Origin of the sequence: Pseudomonas sp. NFX224, from assembly GCF_048565165.1 — a bacterium.
In the GTDB taxonomy this organism is placed as follows: Bacteria; Pseudomonadota; Gammaproteobacteria; order Pseudomonadales; family Pseudomonadaceae; genus Aquipseudomonas.
Genome location: NZ_CP183416.1, coordinates 771,978 through 797,598, shown reverse-complemented (window position 1 = coordinate 797,598; position 25,621 = coordinate 771,978). Strand labels below are relative to the sequence as shown.

The window sequence follows — 25,621 nt, the reverse complement described above, 5'->3', positions numbered from 1 at the left end:
GTTCACACCTCACGCAGTTTCAACGGTTGTTGTTCGGCCGCCTTGCGCGCCAGGCCTTCGAGCAAAAAGCGCTGCCAGTTGGCGTGCTGGTTGACGTACAGGCCTTCATGGGTGAACTCGGTGCCGGTCAGTGCCGGGGCGATGCCAATGGCTTCGCTGTTGCGGGTGGCGCCTTTGACCCACTTGCCTTCGCCACGGGAAATGTCGCTCCAGCGTTCAAGGCGGGCCTGGAAGCCGCGTTGGGCTTCACGAAACTCCACGAGGTCATCGGGGGTACCCATGCCGGACACGTTGAAGAAGTCTTCGAACTGGCGAATGCGGTTTTCCCGATCGGCATCCGACTCGCCGACCACGCCCAGGCAGAAGCTATTGATTTCGGTTTTGTTCCAGGCCAGCGGGCGGATGATCCGCAGCTGCGAGCTGATCTGGTCGAGAAAAAACATGCTCGGGTAGACGTTGAGGTTGCGCAGGCGATGCATCATCCACTCGGCCTTGCCTTGGCCGTGTTCCTTGACCAGGCGCGGCATGATGTTAGCGTAGCCCGGGCGCACGGCCGGGTTGGGCATGTCGCTGAACAGCACACTGTGGCCGTTGTGGAACGCGAACCAGCCGTCGTCGGTTTCCTTGTCGCCGGCACCCAGCTTGCTGTAGTCCAGAGTGTCGCCGGCGCTCAGGCCTTTTTCGGCGTTGACCTGCTGGCGGTGCTGCACGGTGGCCACGTAGTTGTAGTGGACAGTGCTGACGTGATAACCGTCCAGGCCGTTCTCGTTCTGCAGTTTCCAGTTGCCGTCGTAGGTGTAGGCCGACTTGCCCGGCAGCACTTCGAGCTGACCGGTTGGCGACTGCGCCACCATCATGTCGAAGAACACCTTGGCGTCACCGAGGAAGGCTTCCAGGGTGTCGGTGCCTTCCACGTTGAGGCTGACGAACACAAAGCCGTTGTAGCTTTCGATGCGGGCCTTTTTCAGGCCACGGGTGGCCTTGTCGAAGCCTTCGGAGTATTCGCCCGGCGCCTTGACCTTCACCAGTCGGCCATCGCTTTTGTAGCACCAGGCATGGAAGGGACAGGTGAAGGTTGACTGGTTGCCCTTGCCTACGCGGGTGAGGGTGGTGCCGCGGTGCTGGCAGGCGTTGATCAGGGCGTTGAGACGGCCTTCACCGTCGCGGGTGATGATCAACGGCTGGCGCCCGGCACGCATCGTCATGAAGTCGTGATTATTGGCAATCTCGCTTTCGTGGCAGGCGTAGATCCAGTTCTTCTCGAAAATCAGCTCCATTTCCAGATCGAACAATTCCGGGTCGGTAAACATATCGCGGGCAATACGATAAACACCGTCTTCCGGGCGGAAGTCCAGGCAACTTTCTATATAACTTTTCCACTGTTCGACACTTCGTGCGGTTGTCATTTCCCAGTCCTCGGCCAATGGGCTAATTCATGGGTTCATTTAATGCCGTGGTGGCTGGCAGGGTCTATCCGCTTAATAGTGGAAACCCATCCGGAAAATAAGCCCTGTCCTTCGGCTGATGGCGAGTTATCCCCGTAAACACGGGCTTTTGTCGCGTTTGTCGGGTGAGCAAATGGCTATTTGTCGTTCAATAACGGGATAGCCGCTGACGAACTTGTTACGGCTTAATTTCAATCGAAGCACCATCAGAGTGTCTCGCTGCAGGTCGCTGGAAACTGCCATTGCTCATGGCCTTGGGTTCCGTACCAAAAGTGCCTTCTATTCATGTGTTGCTAAATAAGCAGCAGGGGGAAGAAATAATATGTTGCATAAAACGTGGTTAGTTTGGGGGGTTCAAACAGTTGGCTTGTTGACGCCGTTGTTGGCACAAGCAGATGTGGTCAATGACAGCAAGCTGACGCTGGGTACGCGCAACTTTTACATTGATCGGGATTACAAAGAAAACAACCCGCCCCATTCGCGAGTAGGCAGCTGGACCCAGGGTTTTGACCTGCGTTTCGCCTCCGGCTATACCGAAGGCCCGGTGCAGTTCGGCCTCGATGCAGAGGCACAATATGCCTTTCGCCTGGATGGCGGTGGCGGGCGCGGTGATGACACTATCATCCCTTACAGCCAGAGCCGCCAGGAGCAGGCCGATGAATACAGCCGCGGCGGTGTGACGCTGAAAATGCGCTACTCGAAAACCGAGCTGAAAGTCGGTGAATTGCGGCCATTTCTGCCTGTGGTGATCATTGATGATTCGCGCCAACTGGTCACGACCTACCGCGGTGCCTTGCTCGAATCCAAGGAAATCGACCGTCTGACATTGACCGCCGGACGGCTGACGGAGATCGGCGCGCGTAACTCCTCCAATTACGAAAAGCTGTACCTGCAGACCGGCTCCGGCGTACGTCATGGCAGCGACGGTCTGAACCTCGCTGGCGCCAGTTACGCCTTCACCCCATCGCTGACCGGCACCTACTTCTACGCGCAACTGGAAGATATCTACCAGCAGCACTACCTGGGTATCACTCATCTGGCGGATCTGGGTGACGGTTATGGGCTGAAGACCGACCTGCGTTACTTCAACAACAGCGAAGACGGCGACGCCCTCTACGGCGACATCGACAACCGCTCCTACGGCGCCATGACCTCGCTGAAAAAGGGCGGGCACCGCTTCGGCGTGGGATACCAGCGCATGCTCGGCGACAGCAACTTTCCGACCCTGGGCGGTTATGTCCCGCAGCCGTTTCTGGTGAACTGGTCGCGGTTGGGGTTCATCAGGCCCAACGAAAAATCCTGGCAGGTTCGTTATGACTACGACTTTGCCGCCATGGGATTGCCAGGCCTGAACTTCATGACCCGTTACTTCAAGGGGACGTCGGTGGATCGTGGCGACAACCTCAGCGAGGCGGCGGAACAGCAGCGCGACCTGGTGCTGTCCTATGTCGTGCAAAGCGGGCCGCTCAAAGGCGTGGGAGTGGAGGCGGGCAATGTCGTCGCCAAATTCAGCCACGGCAATGACTGGGTAGAGAACCGCTTGATCACCACTTACACTTGGAAATTTTGGTAACGTCCTGCCCTCAAATCGAACGCGGTTGTGCGCTGAAGTGACGCCTTGGGTAGCGCATTACCCAAGGCGCTGACCATGACCGGCACCGTTGCTGTGCGCATCAGCGCCGCACATCACGTTCGATATCCAGATAGTTTCCGATTACTAGCCAAAAAATGCGGATATCGCCTGTTCGAAGCGGCTGGGCATGGCCCTTGCAACCGTAATGAGAATACGCGCCGAAGAGCGTGTCGATGTCCATTGCCGTGGGTGTACTGAAATGACCGAACCAAATGTTGCCCAGTTTCGAGATATCCGCATAGATCGCTACGACCTGGCCGGTGCCCGCGCGTGGATGGCCGGTATTTGCGGGCCGCACGAACTGCAGACTCGCCAGCCAAACCGGATTCAGTTTCACCACAAGGCCAATGTGTTCAAATCCATGTCCACGACCTTGGGCCGGATGGAATATGGCACCGACGTGACCATCGGCGTCGAGGATGCCGAACACCTCAATTGTTACAGCCTCAGCCTGCCGATTCGCGGCGAGCAGGAGCTGCTCAAGGACGGTCGTCGGTTGCACTCCAACCAGGACCAGGGCCTGATTGTGACACCGCATGAAACCCAGGCACTGACCATGGCCGGTGACTGTCACAAGATCTCCGTAGTGATCACCCGCATGGCCATGCGTCAGACCCTGGAAGGCATGCTGCAACGCCCGCTGGAAATGCCGCTGAAATTCGAGCCAGTGATGGACGCGGTCAACGGTGCCTCGGCGTCCTGGTGGCGGTTGGCCCGTTACTACATCGATGAACTGGAGCGCGGCCAGGATCTGTTCAATCAAGTGTTCTTCACCCGCGATATCGAAAGCGCGCTGATCAAGGGCCTGATCCTTTCCCAGCCCAACAACTACAGTGCTGAACTGCGTGACCAACTGAGTGCCAAGTTGCCGTACTACCTGGTGCGCGCCAAGGACTTCATCGAAAGCAACGCCCGTGAAGACATGCACCTGGAAGACATCGAGGCGGCAGCGGGTGTGTCCCGCTTCAAACTGTTCGAAGGCTTTCGCAAGCACTTCGGCGTCTCGCCCATGGCTTACCTGAAAAAGTATCGCCTTGGCGCGGTGCGCCAGGAAATCCTCGAAGACGCCTCAGTGCGCAACATCTCCATGGTCGCGATGTGCTGGGGGTTCTCCCATCTGGGCCGGTTCGCCAGCGAGTACCGCAAGCTGTTCAACGAAACGCCCAGCGCCACTCTGCAACGCAGCGAAACCCGTCGCAATCGGTCTCTTTGAGATGACGACCTTACACGCCGCCACCGCCAACAGTGTCGGCCTGAACTTGTCGCTGATGTGCCGCGAGCCGGTCTTCACCAGCCGCTCGGCGCAGGAAACCCAGCGTTTGATGGGGCAAGCGCTGGTGGAACATGAGCTGGATTGGCCACGAGGCGGCGTCGATACGGCGTTCTATCGCGGTCAGGTCGCCAGTTGCGAATTGTATGCGCTGCGCTACGGTGGTCAGGTAGAAATCCGGCCGCAGCCTTTCGAAGACTTTGTGCTGGTACAGATGCCCCTGCGCGGCAATGCCACCCTTGAGTCCGACGGTATGGGCTATGGCGTCAGCCCCGGAGAAGTGGCGATTCTGTCCCCGCGTGAAAACGCGCGCGTGGTGTGGGAGGAGGGGTGTGAGCAACTGATCCTCAAGCTGCCACGGGCATTGATTGAGGCGAGCCAGCGGGCGCTGGCCGATGACTTGCCGTCGGGCTTCACGTTGGCGCCGGTCAGCCGCCTGCAACGGCCACTGGCGATGCGCTGGTTTCGTCTGGTCAGCGAGTTGCTGGAGCACTTGCCCGAGGGCGAGGCGAGCACAACGCCTTCGCGCTGGCTACAGCATCTGGAGCAAAGCCTTCCGCTGTTTCTGCTCAGCCATTGTGGCGTTGCGCAGCAAGACTCGCCTTCGTCGCGGCAGCCCACCCGCCAACTGCAAAAAATCGACAGTTGTATGCGCGAACACCTTGCGCAGGGCATCAGCCTGGCTGAACTGGCGGTGGCTGCCGGGGTGAGTATTCGCAGCCTGAACACGCTGTGCCAGCGCGAATACGGGCAAAGCCCGATGGACCGTTTGCGCGGATTACGGCTTGAAGCCGCGCGGGGATACTTGCTGGCGCGACCGTACGCCAGTGTCACGGAGGTGGCACTGGAGTTCGGATTTGGGCATGTGGGGCGATTTGCCAATTACTATCGGCAGCGTTTTGGCGAGTTGCCCAGGCAGACGATGAAGTCTCAGGCATGAGCAGCAAACACCAAAACGAAAACAAAGACCTCTATCGCGAGCAAGCCGCAACGTGTCGAAGGTGCAGGATCATTCCACCGACGTCTGTAACACTTCAATCCACAATGCGCCTTTGCCCGACGCCGCTTCGCCAACACGCTTGAGGGCGCCGTCATTGCCGACCGCATAAGTGCCGACCTTGTCGCTTTTCTCACCCGTCACCAGCAACCACCGTCCGTTTGGCGAAAACGCGATATTGCGCGGTTGCTTCTCTTCTACCGGATAGTTTTCCAGGAAGCGCAAACTGCCGGTGGCCGTATCGACCGTGAACGCCGACACCGAACTGCTGGTGCGTTCGGTCATGAACAGCAGTTTGCCATCGGGGGAGATCCGCAGGTCCGCCGCCCAGATGCGCGGTGTCGGGTCATCTTTCAGGTCGTTGTTGCGCGCATCGCGCACTTCGCCGTGGGCCAGTTTCAAGCGCTCCGGAATCCCGTTGGCCACGGCAATCTGGGTCAAGGCACCCGTGCTGTCGTTGATTGAAAACGCCGTGACAGTGCCGCTCATCTCTCCAACCACGTACAGGTACTTGCCATCTGCGGAAAAGGCCAGGTGCCGCGGCCCGGTATTGGCCGGGACACTGACGTAGCCGCTGCCAATTGGCGTGAGCGCGCCGGTTTTGCCATCCAGGCGATATTGCAGCACGCGGTCGGCGCCCAGATTGCCGGTGTAGGCGAAACGATTACTCGGGTCGGTGCGCACCGAGTGAGCATGCGGGCCGGTGGTGTAGCTCAGGATGTTGTCCGACGGCTGATAGGCCTTGTCGATGGCCTGCACGGTGACGGCATCGGCGCCGTAGGAGGCCCCGAGCAGATAATGCCCGTCTCTGTCGGTGGACAGGTAAGCCATGCTTTGGGCCAGAGGCGCCTTGGACAACGGCGTCAGTTGCCCGCTTTTGGGGTCGATGCGGTAGCCCAGCACCTGAAACGGCTTGACCCGCAAGGCTGCAAACAACACTTTGCCGTCAGGCGTGATTGCCATCGGGTTGACCTGGTCGCCGGCGTTGACCTGATTGACCAGGCTCAGCGCACCGCTGCTCTGGTCGAGGCGGTATTGGGATATCAGACCGTCTCCCGGACTGGAGATGTAGGCGTAGGTGGCGGCGTTGGCTTGCAGGCTCAGGCCACCGACAACGGCAGCGGCGAGGAGGAGGGGCTTACTCACAATGGATCCTTTTATTTTTATTAAGGTGATCAGACATCCTATGACTCTATTGATCAGGCATCAACGCTTGTTTTGCCTATCAGTGAAAAAGCCTTCGTGCGCTTCCAGCTGTGTGGGTCGTAACATCTACTTGATGATCGAAGGCGTGGTGAAGCTGCTGCTGGCGATCATGGCCCAGGCGTTCATCGCCCGATCTGTTTGCCTGACACCCGTGCATCGAGGGGACGCCTGTCCCCTCGATGATCGGGGCTCAATCGGTCACGGAACCCTTTGGTACTTTCCCGGCGAAACTGTCCACCAGGCTCGCCACCACCATCTCCCCCATCCGGGTGCGAGTCTGCACAGTCGCACTGGCGCGATGCGGTTGCAGTACCAGGTTCTCGTTGTCGAATAACGCCTGCGGTACGTTCGGTTCATCGACAAACACGTCCAGCGCGGCACCCGCGATCTCACCGGCCGCCAGCGCCTTCACCAGATCAACTTCATTGACCAGCTTGCCCCGGGCCACGTTGATCAGGTAGCCGTCCTTGCCCAGCGCCTGCAGCACATCGGCATTGATAATGGCTTCGGCCTTGTCGGCGGCCGCAGCGAGAATCAGCGCGTCACTCTGGCTGGCCAGTTGCTTCAGATCGGCGACGAAGGTGTGGTTCACGTCGCTCATCGGCTGCAGGTCGGTGTAGCTGATCGGGCAGCCGAACGCGGTGGCGCGGGCCGCCACTGCGCGACCGACCCGGCCCATGCCGACGATGCCGATGCGCATCCCCGACACCTGGCGCGCCAACGGCAAGGGTGCCAACGGTGTCGGGCTGTGGGGCCATTGGCCCGAACGCACGTAACGGTCACTGGTACACAGGCCGCGGCACACTGCAATCAACAGGCCGATGGCCAGGTCGGCGACATCTTCGGTCAGCGCACCGATGGTCGCAGTCACGCGAATCCCGCGATCCCTGGCATAGGCCAGGTCCACCGCATCGGTGCCCACGCCGTTGACCGCCACCACTTCCAGGTTGGGCAACTGCGCCATCACCGCCTGAGTGATGCCGGTATGACCACCGGTGATCACGCCGCGAATGTTCGCGCCGTGTTCTTGCAGATAGGCCGGCTTGTCGGCCTGCTGGAAGTAGCGACGCACAGTAAAAAGTTCGTCGAGTCGTGTGTTGATTTCAGGAATCAGGATCGGGCTGAGCTGCAGGACTTCTGGCTTCATGTAGACCTCGAATAACGGAATAAAAAGGCCGGTCAACCGCGACCGGCAAACGGCATAGCAGTCGCCATGACGGTCATGTTCAGGACGTTCGCCTCCAGCGGCAGGGCAGCGATGTAGCGCACGGCATCGGCCACGTGCTTGACGTCGACCATCGGTTCCACGGCGATGGTGCCGTTGGCCTGGCGCACGCCTTTGGTCATGCGCACCGACATGTCGGTCAGGGCGTTGCCAATGTCGATCTGGCTGCAGGCAATGTTGAATTCGCGGCCATCCAGGGCCAGGGACTTAGTCAGCCCCAGCACCGCGTGTTTGCTGGCGGTGTAGGCGCTGCTGAATGGGCGTGGGGTATGGGCCGAGATCGAGCCGTTATTGATGATGCGTCCACCTTGCGGCTGTTGCCGGCGCATCAGGCCGAAGGCACCCCGGGCGCAGAGAAAAACGCCGTTGAGGTTGGTGTCAATCACGTTTCGCCACTGCTCGAACGTCAGCTCATCCAGAGGCACGGCCGGGGCATTGACGCCGGCATTGTTGAACACGACGTCCAGGCGTCCGTACTTGGCGGTGATGGTGGCAAACAGCGCATCGACGCTGGCCGGATCGCGCACGTCCGTGGGCACCGCCAGGGCTTCGTGTCCGTCGACGGCCGCCAGTTCCGCCAATTCCAGCAAGGGCTCCGGCCGGCGGCCGGCCAATACTACCGTGAAGCCGTCTGCCATCAGGCCAAGTGCCACGGAGCGGCCGATTCCGCTGCCGGCGCCGGTGACCAGGGCTACTTTCAAAGGACTGGACATAGTGTTGTTTCCTTTTTTCAGTTCACTAGGAGCGTGTTGTAAGTCGGGTTCAAGGTCGTTGGCTGACGCGCATTTCGATCTGGCCGATACCGTCGATCCCGGCGTTGATGAGGTCGCCGGGTTGCAGCACATCGACGCCTGCGGGGCTGCCGGTCATGATCAGGTCGCCGGCCCGCAGTGCCACCGACTGGGAAATCCGGCTGATGATTTCGCTGACTGACCAGATCTGGCTGTCGAGGCTGTCGCGCTGGCGCTCCTCGCCGTTGACGTTCAGCCACAGGTCACCTTGGGGGTGGCCGGCGCGGGAGACGGGCACGATGGCAGTGATAGGCGCGGCGCCGTCGAATACCTTGGCGCCTTCCCATGGCAAGCCACTGCTCTTGGCCGAGCGCTGGACGTCGCGGCGCGTCAGGTCGAGGCCGGCACCGTAACCCCAGACATAGGCCAGCGCCTGGTCCTCGGGAATATTGGCGCCGCCCTCGCCGATGGCCACGACCAGTTCGATTTCGTGGGCGAACTCTTCGGTCAAGGGCGGGAACGCGACTTCACCCACCGCGTCCACCACGTTGCTCGCCGGTTTCATGAAAAACACCGGTGGCTGGCGGGACTGGCCCTGGGTGTCTGGCCATGGGTAGTTGCGTCCGACGCAGAATACCCGGCCGACGGGGAAGCGCTTGGGGCTACCGGCAACCGGCAGGGTGACGGGCAAATCCGGGGTGAAGACGTAGTCGGTCATGTTCATTTCTTGTCGTTGTCCTGGTGGAAGCATCAGCCTACGGCGGCTTTGTTTGGTGAAGTTGGACGAAAGCCGCCTCGTATTGGAGAAAAACGCGTTTGTGTCATTAGCGAACCTTGAGTTCGATGCGGTGCAAGCGGCCGAGCAGGAACGAATAGGACAAGGTGCCTATCAGTGCCACGCCGCCAATGAACCAGAAGGCAAAGGCGAAGGAGCCTGTCGACTGGACGATTGCGCCAATCACGATCGGGGTGACGATCCCGCCGATGTTGGCGGCCAGGCTGGTGATCCCGCCGGTCAGGCCGATCAGTTCCTTGGGTGCCACTTCCGAGACGGCCGCCCATGACGACGAGGCGATGCCCTGGGCGAAGAAGGCGACGGTGAGGATGGCAATGCAGATCGCGTTCGAGTCGGTGAAATTCACCAGGACAATCGACATGCCCAGCATGGAGCCAACCACCAGGGGCAACTTGCGGGCAAACGACATGGAGTGGCCACGGCGGATCAGCAGGTCGGAGACGATGCCCGCCAGCAGGATGCCGACCGTTGCGCCCACGAACGGCATCACGGCGAATATCCCGGCCTTGATCGTGGTCAGTTGCCGCTCTTCGATCAGGTACGTCGGGAACCAGGTGAGGAAGAAATACAGCGCCGAGGTGCTGGCGAACTTGCCGATGCAAATCGCCCAGATCTGCCGATAGGTGAACAGCTCGGCAATCTGCCGCCAGTTGAATTTGGTGCGCTCCTGACTGCTCTTGACCAGGCCACCGCCAGACTCGATGTACTTCAGTTCTTCCTTGCTGACTTTCTTGCAGTTCAGCGGATCGCGGTACATGTACAGCCAGACCACACCGAAGACGATGCCCAGTGCCCCGGTGCTGTAGAACACATGACGCCAGTCGAAGGTCGTGGCCAGCCACAGCAGTGCACCGGTAAACAGTGCCGTGCCCAGATACTGGCCGCACACGTAGATGCTGCTGGCCATGCCCCGTTCGCGGGCCGGAAACCAGACCGTCACCGCACGGCTGTTGGCCGGAAAGGCCGGCGCTTCCATGGCGCCGACCGCCAGGCGCAGGCCGAACAGTGAGGCGAAGCCCGTGGCAAGGCCCTGGCAAACGGTGACCGTCGACCAACTGATCAGCGAGACGCCGTAGGTGAACCGGGAGCCGAAGCGGTCGGCAACGAACCCGGCCGGCACCAGGGCCAGGGCGTAAGTCCAAGCAAATGCCGAGAAAATCAGGCCCATTTCGATCTTGTCCAGGCCCAGGTCCTTGGAGAGGAAGGGCGCTGCAATCGAGATGTTGACCCGGTCGATGTAGTTGATGATCGTTGCAATCAGCAGCAGCGACAGCATGATCCAGCGCCGACGGGTCGGCAGACGCTGAGGCAGCACAGCGTCCCGGACGTCGGCACCCAGCGGTGGGGCAATGGTTGGAGAGGTTTGCGAGTTCGACATGAGGAGACCTTTTTATTGTTAGAGCAATCGAGTGGTTCGCGCGCAGCCGGATCTCTTGCCCCCCATGCTGGGGACAGTGAAATCGCTGCTTGGAAAAGAGGCGCGAACAGCCTTTGTCAGGTGTTCAGGGACGCCTTGGATCTGGGGTGGGCGGGGGAGGGTTGGCGAGAGAAAAAAAGCGGGTTCATGAGTGCGCACCTTTGATTGTTTTTGGAAGGAGTCGGGCTGCAATGACTGACACGGTGGTCGTACAACCTTGCAAAATCAACGGAGGCTTTAGATCGTTTTTTTCGCAGAAAACTGCGTGAAATGAATCTGTCCAAGAAAAATCGATAGGCTGCATTTCTCTATTTTTGCGTTTTGGTGTTCTTAATTCGTTGTTTTTAAACGAATAAAATTTCTATCGATTGAATGGTGTTTTTGGACAAAGGAAATATCACGCATGGATACAATTAATCACAGAAATTCCGTTGTCATCCTATGTCGAGTTGAAGTTGAAGGGGATTCGCCCTCACAATGAGCCTCGTCGCCGCGCAACGACAACCTGTCCATGTACTGCCGAGGAACCCCAGGAAAATGTCGTCAACGAGTCGAGTACCCACCTACGTCATGCAGCAACGCAGCGAATTGACAGACTTCTACATCCGCGACAAGAAAGGCCGGCGGGCCGAAACCAGCCCGCATCGTCACGAGTATTTTCAGATTCAGATCAACCTCGGTGGTGACACCGTGCAGCACATTGGCAACGTCGAGCGTCCTTTTCCGCGCAACACCCTGGCCTTCATCCTGCCGCATCGCGTGCACGTGATTCCGCACCCGGCCGACAGCAATTTCATGGTGATCAATTTTTCCCAGACCTTTCTGCTGCCGCACCTGCAGTGCGACCCGATGGATCTGGAAGAGGTGTCGATACTCCTCGCGCCCGAGCTATCGCCGTTCCGTTTTCAGGAACATCTGGATTTCATTCTGGCCGACGAGGACTTCAGCAAGGTCTGCGGCTTGATCGAGCAAATGCGCGTGCTGGACGAGCACCGCCAGTTCGGTACCCGCGAAATGCTCAAAGGGCTGCTGTTGCAACTGGTGGGGGGCGTATGTGCCTTGTATGCCGAGCCACTCAAGCGGCTGGCCGAAGAGAACGCTGCCGAAGTCAGCCGACGCGATGCGTTAAGCAGGATGTCCGAATATTTACGGAAGAACATCGCGGACCCGGACCTGAACCTGATCAAGGTCGCCGCCGCGACTTACCTGTCACCGACTTACCTGACGCACTGGTTGCGCAAGGAAATCGGCAAGACTTTCACCGAACTGGTGCTGGAACGCAGAATGCACGCGGCACGCAATTATCTGCTTAATGGCACGCGCCCCGTGGGGGAGGTGGCGAGGTTGTGCGGTTTCGCCGACGAAGCCTACTTCTCACGACGCTTTCGCCAGATCCATGGCCAACCGCCAGGGCAATTCCGACGCCAGCAACTCAACCCGGATACGCCGCAATCACCGTCCGGTACGTGATGAAGCGCTGCGCCAAAACGAAAAAACCCGCCATTAGGCGGGTTTTTGGTGGTTTCAGGCGTTTTTCCTGAAACCTTGTCTGGCTCCACGACCTGGACTCGAACCAGGGACCCAGTGATTAACAGTCACTTGCTCTACCAACTGAGCTATCGCGGAATGGCGCCTATGTTACTGATTCAAAAAGAGAAGTCAAGCGTCGTATGGCATATTGACGATTTCGGCGGGACGGACGGTGGTTTATCGTTGACGCCGCCGCTAGCCAGCGCGCGACCTAACTGGCTTAACCGCCGAAGGTGATCGTGCCGAGCATCAGTTTGGCGTAAAGCGCTGTGGCCCCCAGTTGCACCAGCCAGAGCGCCAGGCCACCGAGAAATACGCCGGAAGCGACTTGCATCACCAGGTTGTTGCCGCGTTTGGCCGGGGTGCGAGGGATGAAGTGATCCAGTTCATCCAGGTCATCGCGATCAGCGCGAAGGTCATCGTTTTTCATGTGGGTTCTCGCAGGAATTCCAGGGTGTACACACTGGCTGTAGGAGTTTAGAGGGCTGAGCCGGTAGTTTGAGATTTATCTGCGACAAATAAAAAACGGGAAGCCCAATGGCTTCCCGTTTTTCGTACCGCTACACGCTTCAGATCACCTGAACGATGGCATCTGTAACGGCCTTGATGTTGCTCTGGTTCAGCGCGGCCACGCAGATGCGGCCGGTGTCCAGGGCGTAGATGCCGAACTCGTTGCGCAGACGGTGAACCTGCTCAACGCTCAGGCCGGAGTAGGAGAACATGCCACGCTGACGACCGACGAAGCTGAAATCACGCTGAGGTGCGTTTTTCGCCAGGGTGTCGACCATCTGGGTGCGCATGCCGCGAATGCGCAGGCGCATTTCGGCCAGTTCGGCTTCCCACTGAGCGCGCAGTTCCGGGCTGTTCAGTACAGCGGCGACGATGCTTGCACCGTGGGTCGGCGGGTTGGAGTAGTTGGTGCGGATCACGCGTTTGACTTGCGACAGTACGCGCGCGCTTTCTTCTTTCGATTCGCTGACGATCGACAGGGCACCAACGCGCTCGCCGTACAGCGAGAACGATTTGGAGAACGAGCTGGAGACGAAGAAGGTCAGACCGGACTCAGCGAACAGACGCACGGCAGCGGCGTCTTCGTCGATACCATCGCCAAAGCCTTGATAGGCCATGTCGAGGAACGGCACGTGGCCTTTGGCTTTGACCACTTCCAGAACGTTTTTCCAGTCCTCTGGGCTCAGGTCCACGCCGGTCGGGTTATGGCAGCAGGCGTGCAGCACCACGATCGAACCGGACGGCAGGGCGTTCAGGTCTTCCAGCAGGCCAACGCGGTTTACGTCGTGGGTCGCGGCGTCGTAGTAGCGATAGTTCTGCACCGGGAAACCGGCGGTTTCGAACAGGGCGCGGTGGTTTTCCCAGCTCGGGTCGCTGATCGCCACAACGGCGTTCGGCAGCAGTTGCTTGAGGAAGTCGGCACCGATTTTCAGTGCGCCAGTACCACCAACGGCTTGGGTGGTGATGACGCGGCCGGCAGCGATCAGCGGCGAATCATTGCCGAACAGCAGCTTTTGCACGGCCTGGTCGTAGGCAGCGATGCCATCGATTGGCAGGTAGCCGCGGGAAGCGTGTTGAGCGACGCGAATCGTTTCGGCTTCGACAACGGCGCGCAGGAGTGGAATTCGCCCCTCCTCGTTGCAATAAACACCGACCCCCAGGTTGACCTTATTGGTACGGGTATCGGCGTTGAATGCTTCGTTGAGGCCCAGGATTGGATCGCGTGGTGCCATTTCGACAGCGGAGAACAGGCTCATTTTTGCGGCGGCTCTGAATGGAGAATGGAGGGACGTGTCGCGCTCCAGCCGAATGCACTAGAGCGGTGCACAAACGGGGAGCTAGTATAGAGGCCATCTGCGACCGATGGCGACAGACGAATCGGCTTTTACGGTAAGTTTTTCCGATTATTTTTCGACCGTTAGTCGATTGGTATCGTCAAAGGCGTTACGTGTTGTAGGACGTTTGCCTTGAAAGCGATGGCAATCGGCTCCACATTGAGCGCAATCCAGTTTTTTCCTCGGGCGACATCGGTCGTTTGCGGTCTTTCTCGTTCGTGCCGGTTTTCGCCGGCAAGAGTGAACCAGAGGTAGTTCATGTCTGAATTCCAGCTAGTTACCCGCTTCGAGCCCGCCGGCGATCAGCCGGAAGCCATCCGCCTGATGGTCGAGGGCATCGAGGCCGGGCTGGCACACCAGACGCTGCTCGGTGTGACCGGCTCGGGCAAGACCTTCAGCATCGCCAACGTGATCGCCCAGGTACAGCGTCCAACCCTGGTGCTGGCGCCAAACAAGACCCTGGCGGCCCAGTTGTACGGCGAATTCAAGGCTTTTTTCCCGAACAACGCCGTGGAGTATTTCGTTTCCTACTACGACTACTACCAGCCCGAAGCTTATGTGCCGTCCTCGGACACCTTCATCGAGAAAGATGCCTCGATCAACGACCACATTGAACAGATGCGACTGTCGGCGACCAAGGCGCTGCTGGAACGCAAAGACGCGATCATCGTCACGACGGTGTCGTGCATCTACGGTCTGGGTAGTCCGGAAACCTATCTGAAAATGGTCTTGCACGTGGATCGCGGCGACCGGCTCGACCAACGCGAGTTGCTGCGACGCTTGGCCGACCTGCAATACACCCGCAACGACATGGATTTTGCCCGTGCAACGTTCCGTGTGCGCGGCGACGTGATCGATATCCACCCGGCGGAATCCGATTTCGAAGCGATCCGCATCGAACTGTTCGATGACGAGGTTGAAAGCCTGTCGGCCTTCGATCCGCTGACCGGCGAAGTCATCCGCAAACTGCCGCGTTTCACCTTCTACCCGAAGAGTCACTACGTGACGCCACGGGAAACCCTGATGGGTGCGGTGGAAGGGATCAAGGAGGAATTGAAGGAGCGTCTGGAATACCTGCGCTCCAACAACAAACTGGTAGAAGCCCAGCGACTGGAACAGCGCACGCGGTTCGATCTGGAGATGATCCTCGAGCTGGGCTACTGCAACGGCATCGAAAACTACTCACGCTACCTGTCTGGGCGTGAAGCCGGGGCGCCGCCGCCGACTCTTTATGATTACCTGCCGGCAGACGCCTTGCTGGTGATCGACGAATCCCACGTCAGCGTGCCGCAAGTTGGCGCGATGTATAAGGGCGACCGCTCGCGTAAAGAGACGCTGGTCGAGTACGGCTTCCGCCTGCCGTCGGCGCTGGACAACCGGCCGATGCGTTTCGATGAATGGGAAAGCATCAGCCCGCAGACGATTTTCGTCTCGGCGACCCCGGGCAACTATGAAGCCGAGCACGCCGGGCGCGTCATTGACATGGTGGTGCGTCCGACCGGGCTGGTGGACCCGCAAATCGAGATCCGTCCGGCACTGACCCAGGTCGACGACTTGCTGTCGGAAATCACCAAGCGCGTCGCTCTGGAGGAGCGGGTGCTGGTCACCACGCTGACCAAGCGCATGGCCGAGGACTTGACCGATTACTTGGCCGACCACGGCGTGCGTGTGCGTTATCTGCACTCGGACATCGATACCGTGGAGCGGGTCGAAATCATCCGCGACCTGCGCCTGGGCACCTTCGATGTGCTGGTGGGGATCAACCTGCTGCGCGAAGGCCTGGACATGCCCGAAGTGTCGCTGGTGGCGATCCTCGATGCGGACAAGGAAGGCTTCCTGCGTTCCGAGCGCTCGCTGATCCAGACCATCGGCCGGGCGGCACGTAACCTCAACGGTCGGGCGATTCTGTATGCCGACCGGATCACCGGTTCCATGGAGCGCGCGATCGGTGAAACCGAGCGTCGACGCGACAAGCAGATCGCCTTCAACCTGGCCAATGGCATCACGCCGAAAGGCGTGTTCAAGGACGTCGCCGACATCATGGAAGGCGCGACCGTGCCGGGTTCGCGCAGCAAGAAGCGCAAGGGCATGGCCAAGGCTGCCGAGGAGAATGCCAAGTACGAAGCAGAGTTGCGCTCGCCGGGTGAGATCGCCAAGCGCATCAAAGCCCTGGAAGAGAAGATGTATCAGTTGGCTCGGGATCTGGAGTTCGAAGCGGCGGCGCAGATGCGTGATGAGATTGCCAAGTTGCGCGAAAGGCTACTGGTTGTCTGACACAAACCCTGTAGGAGCGAGTTCGCTCCTACAGGTAGAGCATTGGCTCAATGCGCTTCCCCAGCCTTCAACCCCTCCGGCAATTTCTTGGTCAGCAACACCGCCAGCATGCTCACCCCCAGCGCAATCCCGACAAAATGAAACGCATCGTTGTAGGCCATGATCGACGCCTGCTGATGAGCGATCTCACTGAGCTTGCCCAGCGCCGCGTTTTCGTTGCCCAGCCGGTCCGCCAGTGACGCAATGCGTTCGGCCACCTGCGGGTTGCTCGGCACGATGGATTCGCGCAAGTAATCAAAATAGGTCTTGGTTCGCGCATCCAACAGCGTGGCGAGGAGGGCGATGCCGATGGCGCCGCCGAGGTTGCGCAGGATGTTGAACAGGCTCGACGCCGAACCCGCGTCCTGCGGCAGGATGTATGCCGTGGCGATCAACGAAATGGTGACCATGATCAGCGGCTGGCCGAGTGCGCGGATGATCTGGATCTGATTGAACTGCGGTCCGGCGAAATCCGGATTCAATACACCGGAAGAAAAACTCGCCAGGCCAAACAAACCGAAGCCCAACGTGCACAGCCACTTCGGCGAGACGTATTTCATCAGCTTGGGCACCAGCGGAATCAGGAACAGCTGCGGCACGCCCATCCACATGATCACTTCGCCGATCTGCAAAGCGTTGTAGTTCTGGATCTGCGCCAGGTAAAGCGGCAGCAGGTAGATCGAACCATACAAACCGACACCCATCCCGATACTGGAAATACTCGACAGTCCGAAGTTTCGATTGCCGAGGATGCCGAGGTTGATCAGCGGATTGGGTTTGGAAAACTGCACGATCACGAAGGTGATCAGGCTGACCAGCGCGATGCTGCCGAGGGTCACGATCAGGCTCGACTCAAGCCAGTCCTTGCGATGGCCTTCCTCCAGAAACACCTGCAAGCAGCCGAGCCCGACGCCGAGGGTAACGATGCCGGCGTAGTCGGTGCTTTTCAGCAATTCCCAATGGGCTTCTTTCTTTTCCAGTCCGTACATCAGGCCGGCAATCATGATCAGGCCGGGCGGTATGTTGATGTAGAAGATGTATTCCCAGCCCCAGTTTTCGGTCAGCCAGCCACCCAAAGTCGGGCCGATGGAAGGCGCGAAGGTGGCCGTCATGGCAAACATCGCCATGCCCTTGGCGCGATGATGTTCGGGGAGTTTGATCAGCGTGAGGGTGAACGCCAGCGGAATCAGCGCGCCACCGGTAAAACCCTGCAAGGCACGAAAAACGATCATGCTTTCCAGGCTCCAGGCCATGGAACACAGCAACGACGCGAACAGGAACCCGAGGGACACCCAAACCGCCAGCCGTCGCGCCGACAGCAACTGAACCAGCCACGCGGTCAGCGGAATCATGATGATTTCCGCCACCAGATAGGAGGTGGAAATCCACGAGCCTTCTTCCAGCGTTGCCGACAGTGCGCCCTGAATATCCTTGAGCGACGAGTTGGTGATCTGGATGTCCAGCACCGCCATAAAGGCGCCGAGCATCACGCTCATTACCGCAATCCAGTCCCGCCGCGTCGGTTCCCCGGCCGGGCGGATCAGTTGATCACCGGCCATCGTCGGCGGCGTCTTTGCTGCTCAATTTAGCGCGTTCGTTTTCCGGGGCGTCCTTAATGTTGACCTTGGCGGTGACCGACATGCCCGGGCGGATCTTGCCGCGCAGCGGGTTGTCGGCGGCGAAGGTCAGCTTGACCGGAATCCGTTGCACGACTTTGGTGAAGTTGCCGGTGGCGTTGTCTGGCGGCAACAGACTGAACTGGGCGCCCGAGGCGGCGAACAGGCTGTCGACCCGTGCTTCGATCGGCGTGTCGCCATAAGCGTCGAAGATCAGTTCGGCTGTCTGGCCGGGCTGCATGTGGCCGATCTGGGTTTCCTTGAAATTGGCCTGAATCCAGATGTCTTCATCGGGCACGATCGACAGCAGGTAAGCGCCTGCCTGCACATATTGGCCATTGCGCGCCGCACGCTGGCCGATCAGGCCACTGATCGGCGCATGAATATCACTACGGGTCAGGTTCAGTTCGGCCTGGGCCAGATCGGCCTTGGCATTGGCTATCTGCGCGTCGAGTCGTTTGATTTCGGCGGTCAACGCGTTGACTTGCTGGCGTTGCCCTTGGGCATCTGCCTGGGCTTTGGTCAGTTGCGAGCGGGCGATGTGGTTGTCGGCGGAGAGGGTGGTCACGCGCTCTTCCGAGACATAACCGGGCTTGCGCAAGGTTTCGGCGCGGGTCAGGTCGATCTGTGAGCGACCGAGGCTGGCCTGGCTGGACGCCACTTGCGCATCGCTGGCGGCGATCAGGCTGGCCTGTTGGGTCAGCTTGCTCTGGGCTTGCAGGCGTTCGGCCTGGCGGGTGGCGAGGGTCGCGTTGGCGCGGTCGACGGCAAGGCGGAAGTCATCGCCTTCGAGCCGGATCAGCAGTTGGCCCTTCTCGACGTGCTGGTTGTCCTGCACCAGCACCTGATCGATGCGCGCGCCCAACTGGCTCGACACACGGGTGATCTCGCCCTGGACATACGCGTTGTCAGTGCTTTCATAAAACCGCCCCTTGAAGAACCAATGGGCAAAGAAGCCCCCGGCAATCAGCAGGACGAGCAACAGGAATATGGACAGGCGACGCTTGAGTTGGGCAGGCATGGGGCAAACTGTAGTCGGGAATATGTAAGGAAAGTTATCAGCGGGTGAATCTGGCATACAGCTGATAAGCGGTAAATGCCCTCGGTTGATATTCGGCCATTCACCGCGCCATACGGGCGTTACAGACGCAACCTTGGCTTAAATGCCCTGTTCACTGGAGCCGGGCGGGGTCCGCCTGTTACCATTCGCCTCTTGTTTGTTCTTCGCTTTTTATTCTTTTCGAGACATGCCATGACCACCGTCCGCACTCGCATCGCGCCATCGCCTACCGGGGACCCCCACGTAGGTACCGCCTACATCGCCTTGTTCAACTACTGCTTTGCCAAGCAGCACGGCGGTGAGTTCATCCTGCGGATTGAAGACACCGACCAGTTGCGTTCGACCCGCGAGTCCGAACAGCAGATTTTCGACGCCCTGCGCTGGTTGGGTATCGACTGGAGCGAAGGCCCGGACGTCGGCGGCCCGCACGGTCCATACCGTCAAAGCGAGCGCGGCGATATTTATCAGCAGTACTGCCAGCAACTGGTCGACCTGGGCCATGCCTTCCCGTGCTTCTGCACCGCCGAAGAGCTGGACCAGATGCGCGCCGAGCAAATGGCTCGCGGCGAAACCCCGCGTTACGACGGCCGTGCGCTGCTGCTGTCGAAGGAAGAAGTCGCGCGTCGCCTCGCCGCTGGCGAACCGCACGTGATCCGCATGAAGGTGCCGAGCGAAGGTGTCTGCGTGGTGCCGGACATGCTGCGTGGCGACGTGGAAATCCCGTGGGACCGCATGGACATGCAAGTCCTGATGAAGACCGACGGCCTGCCGACGTACTTCCTGGCCAACGTGGTCGACGACCACCTGATGGGCATCACCCACGTGCTACGTGGCGAAGAGTGGCTGCCATCGGCACCGAAACTGATCCTGCTTTACGAGTACTTCGGCTGGGAACAACCGGAGCTGTGCTACATGCCGCTGCTGCGTAACCCGGACAAGAGCAAGCTGTCCAAGCGCAAGAACCCGACCTCGGTGACGTTCTACGAGCGCATGGGTTTCATGCCCGAAGCGATGCTCAACTACCTCGGCCGTATGGGCTGGTCGATGCCGGACGAGCGCGAGAAGTTCTCGTTGCAGGAAATGGTCGACAACTTCGATCTGAAGCGCGTGTCCCTCGGCGGGCCGATTTTCGACATCGAGAAGCTGTCGTGGCTCAACGGCCAATGGCTGCGTGACCTGCCGGTGGAAGAGTTCGCCGCACGCGTGCAGAAGTGGGCATTCAACTCCGAATACATGATGAAGATCGCTCCGCACGTGCAGGGCCGGGTTGAAACCTTCAGCCAGGTTGCACCGCTGGCCGGGTTCTTCTTCGCCGGTGGCGTGAACCCGGATGCCAAGCTGTTCGAGTCCAAGAAGCTCTCGGGCGATCAGGTTCGTCAGTTGATGCAGTTGATCTTGTGGAAGCTCGAAAGCCTGCGTCAGTGGGAGAAGGACAGCATCACCGCGACCATTCAGGCTGTGGTCGAATCCCTGGAACTGAAGCTGCGTGACGCCATGCCGCTGATGTTCGCTGCGATCACCGGCCAGGCCAGCTCGGTATCGGTACTCGACGCGATGGAAATCCTTGGTCCGGACCTGACCCGTTTCCGTCTGCGCCAGGCCATCGACCTGCTGGGTGGTGTGTCGAAGAAAGAAAACAAAGAGTGGGAAAAGCTGTTGGGCAACATTGCTTAACGACATTTGACCCGGTGCAGGAACTGCCGAAGGCTGCGATCTTTTGATCCTGTTCTTCGGCGGCACCCCGGATTTTCGGGGGAAGGGCGGTAAGTGGTTGTTATGCCGACGAAAAATTTTGATTTATTTCAAAAATAAGTTTGACAGGCTTTCGATACGCCCTTAAGATTCGCCCCGTCCTCAGCGATGACATCAACGATGAGGGGCTATAGCTCAGCTGGGAGAGCGCTTGCATGGCATGCAAGAGGTCGACGGTTCGATCCCGTCTAGCTCCACCAATTTACACTTCAAGGTCTGGCCACACCGGCCTTGAAGCGATCAACACTCAGCGTTGATCAGTTGTATAGAAGGGTTTGCGTCCCCTTCGTCTAGTGGCCTAGGACACCGCCCTTTCACGGCGGTAACAGGGGTTCGAGTCCCCTAGGGGACGCCAGTTTTACAGAAGTGATGTTGCAAAATGTCGCTCCGCCGCGAGGCGAAAAATCCGGGGCTATAGCTCAGCTGGGAGAGCGCCTGCATGGCATGCAGGAGGTCAGCGGTTCGATCCCGCTTAGCTCCACCAATTTACAGTTCAAGGTCTGGCCACACCGGCCTTGAATCGATCAGCTCTCAGCACTGATCAGTTGTATAGAAGGTTTGTGTCCCCTTCGTCTAGTGGCCTAGGACACCGCCCTTTCACGGCGGTAACAGGGGTTCGAGTCCCCTAGGGGACGCCACGATTACCCGCTCTGCGGGATTTTATAAGGGTCATTCAATTATTGAATGGCCCTTTTGTTTGTCTGGCGTTTGGCCAAATCTCCCTCTTTCTTTCAAACTGTTCTTCAGACCAGCGGTCACATCCACGACTTGCAGAAAATTATTATGAGAATAATATTCTAGTCGTAATATTCGGAGGCAACGATGAACGATAAAAAAGCTCAAACACGCGAACGCATCCTTAAGGCCGCCAGTGCAGCGCTGATTCAGCGCGGCCCGGCCGATCCGAGTGTGGGCGAAGTGATGGGCGCAGCCGGCCTGACCGTCGGTGGCTTCTATGCGCACTTCGAAAGCAAGGACGCGATGATGCTGGAGGCCTTCAAGCAATTGCTGGGTCGCCGTCGTGACCTGATCGCCGACATGGATGCCGAGTTGACCGGTGAAGAGCGTCGCGCCCTGGTCGCTGCGTTCTATCTGTCGCGCAAGCATCGCGATTCGAGCGAAGCAGCGTGCCCGATTCCGTCGTCGATCGGTGAGCTTGGGCGTCTGCCCGAGTCGTTCCGAGTCGCGCTGAACGAACACCTGGAGTTGATGGTTGCGCAGTTGGCAGCCAGTCCGGAGGACACCGACAAAGCGTTGGCCGACATGGCCTTGATGGTGGGTGGCCTGGCGCTGGCACGCGCGCTGGGGCCGGGTGATTTATCTGATCGATTGTTGCGCGCTGCCAAGACCGCGGTGCGTTGACCTGAAGGCGACAGCCTGAGGATAGAGCGATGAGCACGTTGAAGTGGGTTCGTGGCGTTAATGGCACCTTGGGTTGGTTTGCTCCGAAACTGGTAGCGAGCAAAATGCGCGTGGCATTCATGACACCGCGAAATTTCCAGCCGCGTGATTGGGAGCTGCCGCTGCTGGCCAAATCCGAACGGATCACTTTGCGCTTTGGTCTTTCGGCTTTGCGCTGGGGGCAGGGCCCGACGGTACTGCTGATGCACGGCTGGGAAGGGCGGCCGACGCAGTTTGCCAACCTCATCACCGCACTGGTCGATGCCGGTTACACCGTGGTGGCCCTCGACGGTCCGGCACACGGTCGCTCACCGGGCACCGAGGCGAATGTCGTGTTGTTCGCTCGCGCCATGCTCGAAGCCGCCGCTGAATTGCCGCCGCTGCAAGCAGTCATCGGTCACTCCATGGGCGGCGCCAGTGCCATGCTGGCAGTGCAGCTGGGCTTGCGCACCGAAACGTTGGTCAGTATCGCCGCGCCTGCGCGCATCCTTGGCGTATTGCGCGGTTTCGCCCACTATGTGCGATTGCCGCCGAAAGCCCGCTCGGCCTTCATTCGTCAGGTCGAAAAAGACGTGGGCATGCGTGCTGCCACGCTGGATGTCGCGCACTATCAGCTCGATATGCCGGGCCTGATCGTGCACGCCGAGGACGACAACTTTGTCTCGGTCAAAGAATCGCAGTTGATCCACGAAGCCTGGTTCGACAGCCGTCTGTTGCGCCTCGAAGAGGGCGGTCATCAGCGGGTGCTGGCTGACCCCCGGGTGATTGATGGCGTCTTATCACTGCTGGCCGGCCGCAGCCTGCAATCGCGCCAATCCGCCTGAGCATCCGTTACACTGCCCCGGTCGACATTATCTGACCGGGAGTGGGGCATGGGCTGGGATCGGGCAACGCCGTTTATCATTGATCTGCAAGTGGGTGCCGAAGACATCGACGGGCTGGGCCACGCCAATAATGCGGTGTACGTGACCTGGCTCGAACGCTGTGCCTGGCGCCATTCCCAACGCCTTGGCCTGGATCTGGTCGAATACCGTCGGCTGGACCGGGCGATGGCGGTGGTGCGGCACGAGATCGATTACCTGGCCGCAGCCTATGAAGGCGATGAGTTGGAATTGGCGACCTGGATCGTCGACTGGGACCAGCGCCTGAAAATGACCCGACACTTCCAGTTGAAGCGCCCCAGTGACAATTCGACGTTGCTGCGTGCGCAAACCACATTCGTTTGCATTGAGCTGTCTACCGGCAAGCCCAAGCGCATGCCGACCGAATTCATCGAAGGCTACGGCCCGGCGTTGCTGCCGCAAGATCTTGAAGCAAGCAAGATCTAATGTGTGCGAGCCTGCTCGCGATTGCGGTGGATCATTCAACATTGATGTCGATTGACACTCCGCCATCGCGAGCAGGCTCGCTCCCACAGGGTTTTGTAGTGTTTTCTTAGTCGCGGTAGACCGGGAAGTCGGCGCACAGGGCGGCGGCCTGGCGGGCGACATTGGCTTCGATATCAGCATCACCCAAGTGATCGAGGATGTCGCAAATCCACCCGGCCAACGCGATGCTTTGCGCTTCCTTGAACCCACGGCTGGTGATCGCCGGTGTACCGATGCGCAGCCCTGACGTCACAAACGGCGATTGCGGGTCGTTGGGCACGGCGTTCTTGTTCACGGTGATGCCGGCACGGCCAAGGGCGGCGTCGGCGTCCTTGCCGGTCAGGCCCTGGCGGATCAGGCTGACCAGGAACAGGTGGTTGTCGGTGCCACCGGACACCACATCGTAACCGCGCTCGATGAAGACTTGCGCCATGGCCTGGGCGTTGCGGATCACTTGTGTCTGGTAGGTTTTGAAGCCTGGCTCCAGCGCTTCCTTGAAGCACACGGCCTTGGCCGCAATCACGTGCATCAACGGGCCGCCCTGACCACCGGGGAACACCGCGGCGTTGAGCTTTTTCTCCAGTTCAGGATTGGCCGTGGCCAGGATCAAACCGCCGCGTGGGCCGCGCAGGGTCTTGTGGGTCGTGGTGGTGACCACGTCAGCGTAAGGCAGCGGGTTCGGGTACAGACCGGTGGCCACCAGCCCCGCGACGTGGGCCATGTCGACAAAGAAGTACGCGCCAACCTTGTCGGCGATCTGGCGAAAGCGCGGGAAGTCCAGGGTCTTGGAGTAGGCGGAGAACCCGGCGATGATCATTTTCGGCTGGTGTTCAACGGCCAGACGCTCGACTTCGTCGTAGTCGATCAGGCCGGTTTTGGTGTCGATGCCGTATTGCACGGCGTTGTACAGCTTGCCGGAAAAACTGACCTTGGCACCGTGGGTCAAATGGCCGCCGTGGGCCAGGCTCATGCCCAACACGGTGTCGCCCGCTTGCAGCAACGCCAGATAAACCGCCGCGTTGGCCTGGCTGCCGGAATGGGGCTGGACGTTGGCGTAGTCAGCGCCGAACAGTTGTTTGGCGCGATCGATAGCCAATTGCTCGACCACATCGACGTGCTCGCAACCGCCGTAGTAGCGCTTGCCTGGATAACCTTCGGCGTACTTGTTGGTCAGGCCGCTGCCTTGCGCTTCCATCACCCGTTGACTGGTGTAGTTCTCCGAGGCGATCAGCTCAATGTGATGCTCTTGCCGTGCGTCCTCGGCGTTCATCGCCGCCAGCAGTTCGTCGTCATAGCCTTTGATTTGGTCGTGCTTGCTGAACATGGTGTGGTCCTTGTGTGGAAGGGATGGGCTTCAAGCGTCGGCGTGTTCTGCGGTCAGGTGTTCATAGGCGTCTTGGTCCAGTAAGTCGCTCAACGCCTCGGCATCGACCGGTTTGAAGCGAAAGAACCAGCCTTCGCCCAAGGGGTCTTCGTTGACCCGTTCCGGGCTGCTCTCCAGCGTGGCGTTGACCTCTACCACTTCACCGTCCAGCGGCATGCCGATGCTGCTGGCGGCTTTCACCGACTCCAGCACCGCGACTTCAGCGCCGGCATCGAAAGTGCCTAATTCGGGAACTTGCACGAACACCACATCCCCCAAGGCCTGCTGGGCAAACGCGGTGATGCCGACGGTGACCAGGCCATTGCTCTCAAGGCGCAACCATTCGTGATCGACGGTGAAACGCAATTCGCTCATATCAACTCCTTATTGTTTTGCGCTCGTGGCGGGGCGACGAGCGGGGTTGGAGGAGAGATAGCAAGGGCGGTGCCAAGGTTATTTATTTGTTTTAAATCAAAGGCTTGATAATATTTATTGAGGCGGGGCAGATTGCAGCTGTATTGAAATCCATACAGTTAAAGCGCGATGTGGGCGGGCACACCGTCATTGCAGTGCGTACAGGGTTTTGTCTTGATTTCGATACGCTGTATCGATTTGCGTACGAATTCAGCAACAACACTCATCCCCTGTAGGAGCG

22 protein-coding genes and 5 tRNA genes are annotated in these 25,621 nt (G+C 59.4%); 13 read left to right on the top strand and 14 right to left on the bottom strand.

Annotation, left to right across the window (positions count from 1 at the left end; translation table 11 throughout):
* Positions 1-2: 2 nt before the first annotated feature.
* The gene (gene antA / locus ACNYC6_RS03465; protein ID WP_419711090.1) at positions 3-1,406 is read right to left on the bottom strand and encodes an anthranilate 1,2-dioxygenase large subunit; all 1,404 of its coding nucleotides are present in this window, start codon (positions 1,404-1,406) and stop codon (positions 3-5) included.
* A gap of 361 nt (positions 1,407-1,767) precedes the next feature.
* Between antA and ACNYC6_RS03460 the strand changes: the two genes are divergently transcribed.
* The 3 genes from ACNYC6_RS03460 (at position 1,768) to ACNYC6_RS03450 (ending at position 5,288) form a co-directional block, all read left to right on the top strand.
* A complete protein-coding gene (locus tag ACNYC6_RS03460; RefSeq protein WP_419711089.1) occupies positions 1,768-3,018 on the top strand; it encodes an OprD family porin in 1,251 nt (416 codons plus the stop codon).
* Positions 3,019-3,277: 259 nt separating this feature from the next.
* A complete protein-coding gene (locus tag ACNYC6_RS03455; protein ID WP_419711088.1) occupies positions 3,278-4,291 on the top strand; it encodes an AraC family transcriptional regulator in 1,014 nt (337 codons plus the stop codon).
* 1 nt (position 4,292) lies between these two features.
* The gene (locus ACNYC6_RS03450; RefSeq protein ID WP_419711087.1) at positions 4,293-5,288 is read left to right on the top strand and encodes an AraC family transcriptional regulator; all 996 of its coding nucleotides are present in this window, start codon (positions 4,293-4,295) and stop codon (positions 5,286-5,288) included.
* 69 nt (positions 5,289-5,357) lie between these two features.
* Here the strand turns inward: ACNYC6_RS03450 and ACNYC6_RS03445 are convergent, their stop codons facing one another.
* The 5 genes from ACNYC6_RS03445 to ACNYC6_RS03425 all read right to left on the bottom strand — a co-directional run bounded on the left by ACNYC6_RS03445 (position 5,358) and on the right by ACNYC6_RS03425 (position 10,681).
* Positions 5,358-6,491, bottom strand: a complete 1,134-nt coding sequence (locus ACNYC6_RS03445) for a lactonase family protein (RefSeq protein WP_419711086.1) — start codon at positions 6,489-6,491, stop codon at positions 5,358-5,360.
* Positions 6,492-6,741: 250 nt separating this feature from the next.
* Positions 6,742-7,698, bottom strand: coding sequence for a 2-hydroxyacid dehydrogenase (locus tag ACNYC6_RS03440; RefSeq protein ID WP_419711085.1), 957 nt, complete (start codon positions 7,696-7,698; stop codon positions 6,742-6,744).
* A 32-nt stretch (positions 7,699-7,730) separates the two neighbouring features.
* Positions 7,731-8,489 carry an SDR family oxidoreductase gene (locus ACNYC6_RS03435; RefSeq protein WP_419711084.1) on the bottom strand — a complete coding sequence of 253 codons (759 nt, stop codon included), beginning with the start codon at positions 8,487-8,489 and terminating at the stop codon, positions 7,731-7,733.
* Positions 8,490-8,538: 49 nt separating this feature from the next.
* Entirely contained in the window at positions 8,539-9,231 is a 693-nt protein-coding gene (locus ACNYC6_RS03430; RefSeq protein ID WP_419711083.1) for a fumarylacetoacetate hydrolase family protein, read from the bottom strand.
* Positions 9,232-9,331: 100 nt separating this feature from the next.
* The gene (locus ACNYC6_RS03425; RefSeq protein WP_419711082.1) at positions 9,332-10,681 is read right to left on the bottom strand and encodes an MFS transporter; all 1,350 of its coding nucleotides are present in this window, start codon (positions 10,679-10,681) and stop codon (positions 9,332-9,334) included.
* Between the two features lie 576 nt (positions 10,682-11,257).
* On the opposite strand from ACNYC6_RS03425, the gene ACNYC6_RS03420 reads away from it, so the two are divergent.
* Positions 11,258-12,190: a helix-turn-helix transcriptional regulator gene (locus ACNYC6_RS03420; protein ID WP_419711081.1), complete on the top strand. Its 933-nt coding sequence runs from the start codon at positions 11,258-11,260 to the stop codon at positions 12,188-12,190.
* Positions 12,191-12,270: 80 nt separating this feature from the next.
* Here ACNYC6_RS03420 and ACNYC6_RS03415 read toward each other — a convergent pair.
* From ACNYC6_RS03415 to ACNYC6_RS03400, 4 genes are all read right to left on the bottom strand, one after another.
* A tRNA-Asn gene (locus ACNYC6_RS03415) sits at positions 12,271-12,346 on the bottom strand.
* A gap of 124 nt (positions 12,347-12,470) precedes the next feature.
* Entirely contained in the window at positions 12,471-12,680 is a 210-nt protein-coding gene (locus ACNYC6_RS03410; RefSeq protein ID WP_419711080.1) for a hypothetical protein, read from the bottom strand.
* Positions 12,681-12,819: 139 nt separating this feature from the next.
* Positions 12,820-14,016 (bottom strand): amino acid aminotransferase, encoded by a 1,197-nt coding sequence (locus ACNYC6_RS03405; RefSeq protein WP_419711079.1) that lies wholly within the window; start codon positions 14,014-14,016, stop codon positions 12,820-12,822.
* Positions 14,017-14,177: 161 nt separating this feature from the next.
* Positions 14,178-14,354, bottom strand: coding sequence for a hypothetical protein (locus ACNYC6_RS03400; protein WP_419711078.1), 177 nt, complete (start codon positions 14,352-14,354; stop codon positions 14,178-14,180).
* Between ACNYC6_RS03400 and uvrB the strand changes: the two genes are divergently transcribed.
* Positions 14,353-16,368 carry an excinuclease ABC subunit UvrB gene (gene uvrB / locus ACNYC6_RS03395; RefSeq protein WP_419711077.1) on the top strand — a complete coding sequence of 672 codons (2,016 nt, stop codon included), beginning with the start codon at positions 14,353-14,355 and terminating at the stop codon, positions 16,366-16,368. The two genes, ACNYC6_RS03400 and uvrB, sit on opposite strands and share 2 nt — an antisense overlap.
* A gap of 47 nt (positions 16,369-16,415) precedes the next feature.
* On the opposite strand, the gene ACNYC6_RS03390 is transcribed toward uvrB, so the two are convergent.
* Positions 16,416-17,966 (bottom strand): MDR family MFS transporter, encoded by a 1,551-nt coding sequence (locus ACNYC6_RS03390; protein ID WP_419711076.1) that lies wholly within the window; start codon positions 17,964-17,966, stop codon positions 16,416-16,418.
* Positions 17,956-19,044, bottom strand: coding sequence for an HlyD family secretion protein (locus ACNYC6_RS03385; protein WP_419711075.1), 1,089 nt, complete (start codon positions 19,042-19,044; stop codon positions 17,956-17,958). Before ACNYC6_RS03385 ends, ACNYC6_RS03390 begins: the two co-directional genes overlap by 11 nt.
* Before the next feature lie 231 nt (positions 19,045-19,275).
* On the opposite strand from ACNYC6_RS03385, the gene gltX reads away from it, so the two are divergent.
* The 8 genes from gltX (at position 19,276) to ACNYC6_RS03345 (ending at position 23,564) form a co-directional block, all read left to right on the top strand.
* Positions 19,276-20,757: a glutamate--tRNA ligase gene (gene gltX / locus ACNYC6_RS03380; protein WP_419711074.1), complete on the top strand. Its 1,482-nt coding sequence runs from the start codon at positions 19,276-19,278 to the stop codon at positions 20,755-20,757.
* A gap of 202 nt (positions 20,758-20,959) precedes the next feature.
* Positions 20,960-21,035: transfer RNA gene (locus ACNYC6_RS03375), tRNA-Ala, on the top strand.
* A 79-nt stretch (positions 21,036-21,114) separates the two neighbouring features.
* Positions 21,115-21,190: transfer RNA gene (locus ACNYC6_RS03370), tRNA-Glu, on the top strand.
* 53 nt (positions 21,191-21,243) lie between these two features.
* Positions 21,244-21,319 (top strand) — tRNA-Ala (locus tag ACNYC6_RS03365).
* 78 nt (positions 21,320-21,397) lie between these two features.
* Positions 21,398-21,473, top strand: a tRNA-Glu gene (locus ACNYC6_RS03360).
* Between the two features lie 184 nt (positions 21,474-21,657).
* Positions 21,658-22,197 (top strand): TetR/AcrR family transcriptional regulator, encoded by a 540-nt coding sequence (locus ACNYC6_RS03355; protein WP_419711073.1) that lies wholly within the window; start codon positions 21,658-21,660, stop codon positions 22,195-22,197.
* A gap of 29 nt (positions 22,198-22,226) precedes the next feature.
* Entirely contained in the window at positions 22,227-23,060 is an 834-nt protein-coding gene (locus ACNYC6_RS03350; protein WP_419711072.1) for an alpha/beta fold hydrolase, read from the top strand.
* Between the two features lie 48 nt (positions 23,061-23,108).
* A complete protein-coding gene (locus ACNYC6_RS03345; RefSeq protein ID WP_419711071.1) occupies positions 23,109-23,564 on the top strand; it encodes an acyl-CoA thioesterase in 456 nt (151 codons plus the stop codon).
* Positions 23,565-23,670: 106 nt separating this feature from the next.
* Here the strand turns inward: ACNYC6_RS03345 and glyA are convergent, their stop codons facing one another.
* Positions 23,671-24,927, bottom strand: a complete 1,257-nt coding sequence (gene glyA / locus ACNYC6_RS03340; RefSeq protein ID WP_419711070.1) for a serine hydroxymethyltransferase — start codon at positions 24,925-24,927, stop codon at positions 23,671-23,673.
* 30 nt (positions 24,928-24,957) lie between these two features.
* Complete coding sequence (gene gcvH / locus ACNYC6_RS03335) at positions 24,958-25,341, bottom strand: glycine cleavage system protein GcvH (RefSeq protein WP_419711069.1); 384 nt, start codon at positions 25,339-25,341, stop codon at positions 24,958-24,960.
* Positions 25,342-25,621: the final 280 nt, after the last annotated feature.

Excerpts from the sequence above, each read along its gene's own strand:
- antA (WP_419711090.1), bottom strand. The coding sequence starts at position 1,406 with ATGACAACCGCACGAAGTGTCGAACAGTGGAAAAGTTATATAGAAAGT.
- ACNYC6_RS03460 (WP_419711089.1), top strand. The coding sequence starts at position 1,768 with ATGTTGCATAAAACGTGGTTAGTTTGGGGGGTTCAAACAGTTGGCTTG.
- ACNYC6_RS03455 (WP_419711088.1), top strand. The coding sequence starts at position 3,278 with ATGACCGAACCAAATGTTGCCCAGTTTCGAGATATCCGCATAGATCGC.
- ACNYC6_RS03450 (WP_419711087.1), top strand. The coding sequence starts at position 4,293 with ATGACGACCTTACACGCCGCCACCGCCAACAGTGTCGGCCTGAACTTG.
- ACNYC6_RS03440 (WP_419711085.1), bottom strand. The coding sequence starts at position 7,698 with ATGAAGCCAGAAGTCCTGCAGCTCAGCCCGATCCTGATTCCTGAAATC.
- ACNYC6_RS03435 (WP_419711084.1), bottom strand. The coding sequence starts at position 8,489 with ATGTCCAGTCCTTTGAAAGTAGCCCTGGTCACCGGCGCCGGCAGCGGA.
- ACNYC6_RS03430 (WP_419711083.1), bottom strand. The coding sequence starts at position 9,231 with ATGAACATGACCGACTACGTCTTCACCCCGGATTTGCCCGTCACCCTG.
- ACNYC6_RS03425 (WP_419711082.1), bottom strand. The coding sequence starts at position 10,681 with ATGTCGAACTCGCAAACCTCTCCAACCATTGCCCCACCGCTGGGTGCC.
- ACNYC6_RS03420 (WP_419711081.1), top strand. The coding sequence starts at position 11,258 with ATGTCGTCAACGAGTCGAGTACCCACCTACGTCATGCAGCAACGCAGC.
- ACNYC6_RS03410 (WP_419711080.1), bottom strand. The coding sequence starts at position 12,680 with ATGAAAAACGATGACCTTCGCGCTGATCGCGATGACCTGGATGAACTG.
- ACNYC6_RS03405 (WP_419711079.1), bottom strand. The coding sequence starts at position 14,016 with ATGAGCCTGTTCTCCGCTGTCGAAATGGCACCACGCGATCCAATCCTG.
- uvrB (WP_419711077.1), top strand. The coding sequence starts at position 14,353 with ATGTCTGAATTCCAGCTAGTTACCCGCTTCGAGCCCGCCGGCGATCAG.
- ACNYC6_RS03400 (WP_419711078.1), bottom strand. The coding sequence starts at position 14,354 with ATGAACTACCTCTGGTTCACTCTTGCCGGCGAAAACCGGCACGAACGA.
- ACNYC6_RS03390 (WP_419711076.1), bottom strand. The coding sequence starts at position 17,966 with ATGGCCGGTGATCAACTGATCCGCCCGGCCGGGGAACCGACGCGGCGG.
- ACNYC6_RS03385 (WP_419711075.1), bottom strand. The coding sequence starts at position 19,044 with ATGCCTGCCCAACTCAAGCGTCGCCTGTCCATATTCCTGTTGCTCGTC.
- gltX (WP_419711074.1), top strand. The coding sequence starts at position 19,276 with ATGACCACCGTCCGCACTCGCATCGCGCCATCGCCTACCGGGGACCCC.
- ACNYC6_RS03355 (WP_419711073.1), top strand. The coding sequence starts at position 21,658 with ATGAACGATAAAAAAGCTCAAACACGCGAACGCATCCTTAAGGCCGCC.
- ACNYC6_RS03350 (WP_419711072.1), top strand. The coding sequence starts at position 22,227 with ATGAGCACGTTGAAGTGGGTTCGTGGCGTTAATGGCACCTTGGGTTGG.
- ACNYC6_RS03345 (WP_419711071.1), top strand. The coding sequence starts at position 23,109 with ATGGGCTGGGATCGGGCAACGCCGTTTATCATTGATCTGCAAGTGGGT.
- glyA (WP_419711070.1), bottom strand. The coding sequence starts at position 24,927 with ATGTTCAGCAAGCACGACCAAATCAAAGGCTATGACGACGAACTGCTG.
- gcvH (WP_419711069.1), bottom strand. The coding sequence starts at position 25,341 with ATGAGCGAATTGCGTTTCACCGTCGATCACGAATGGTTGCGCCTTGAG.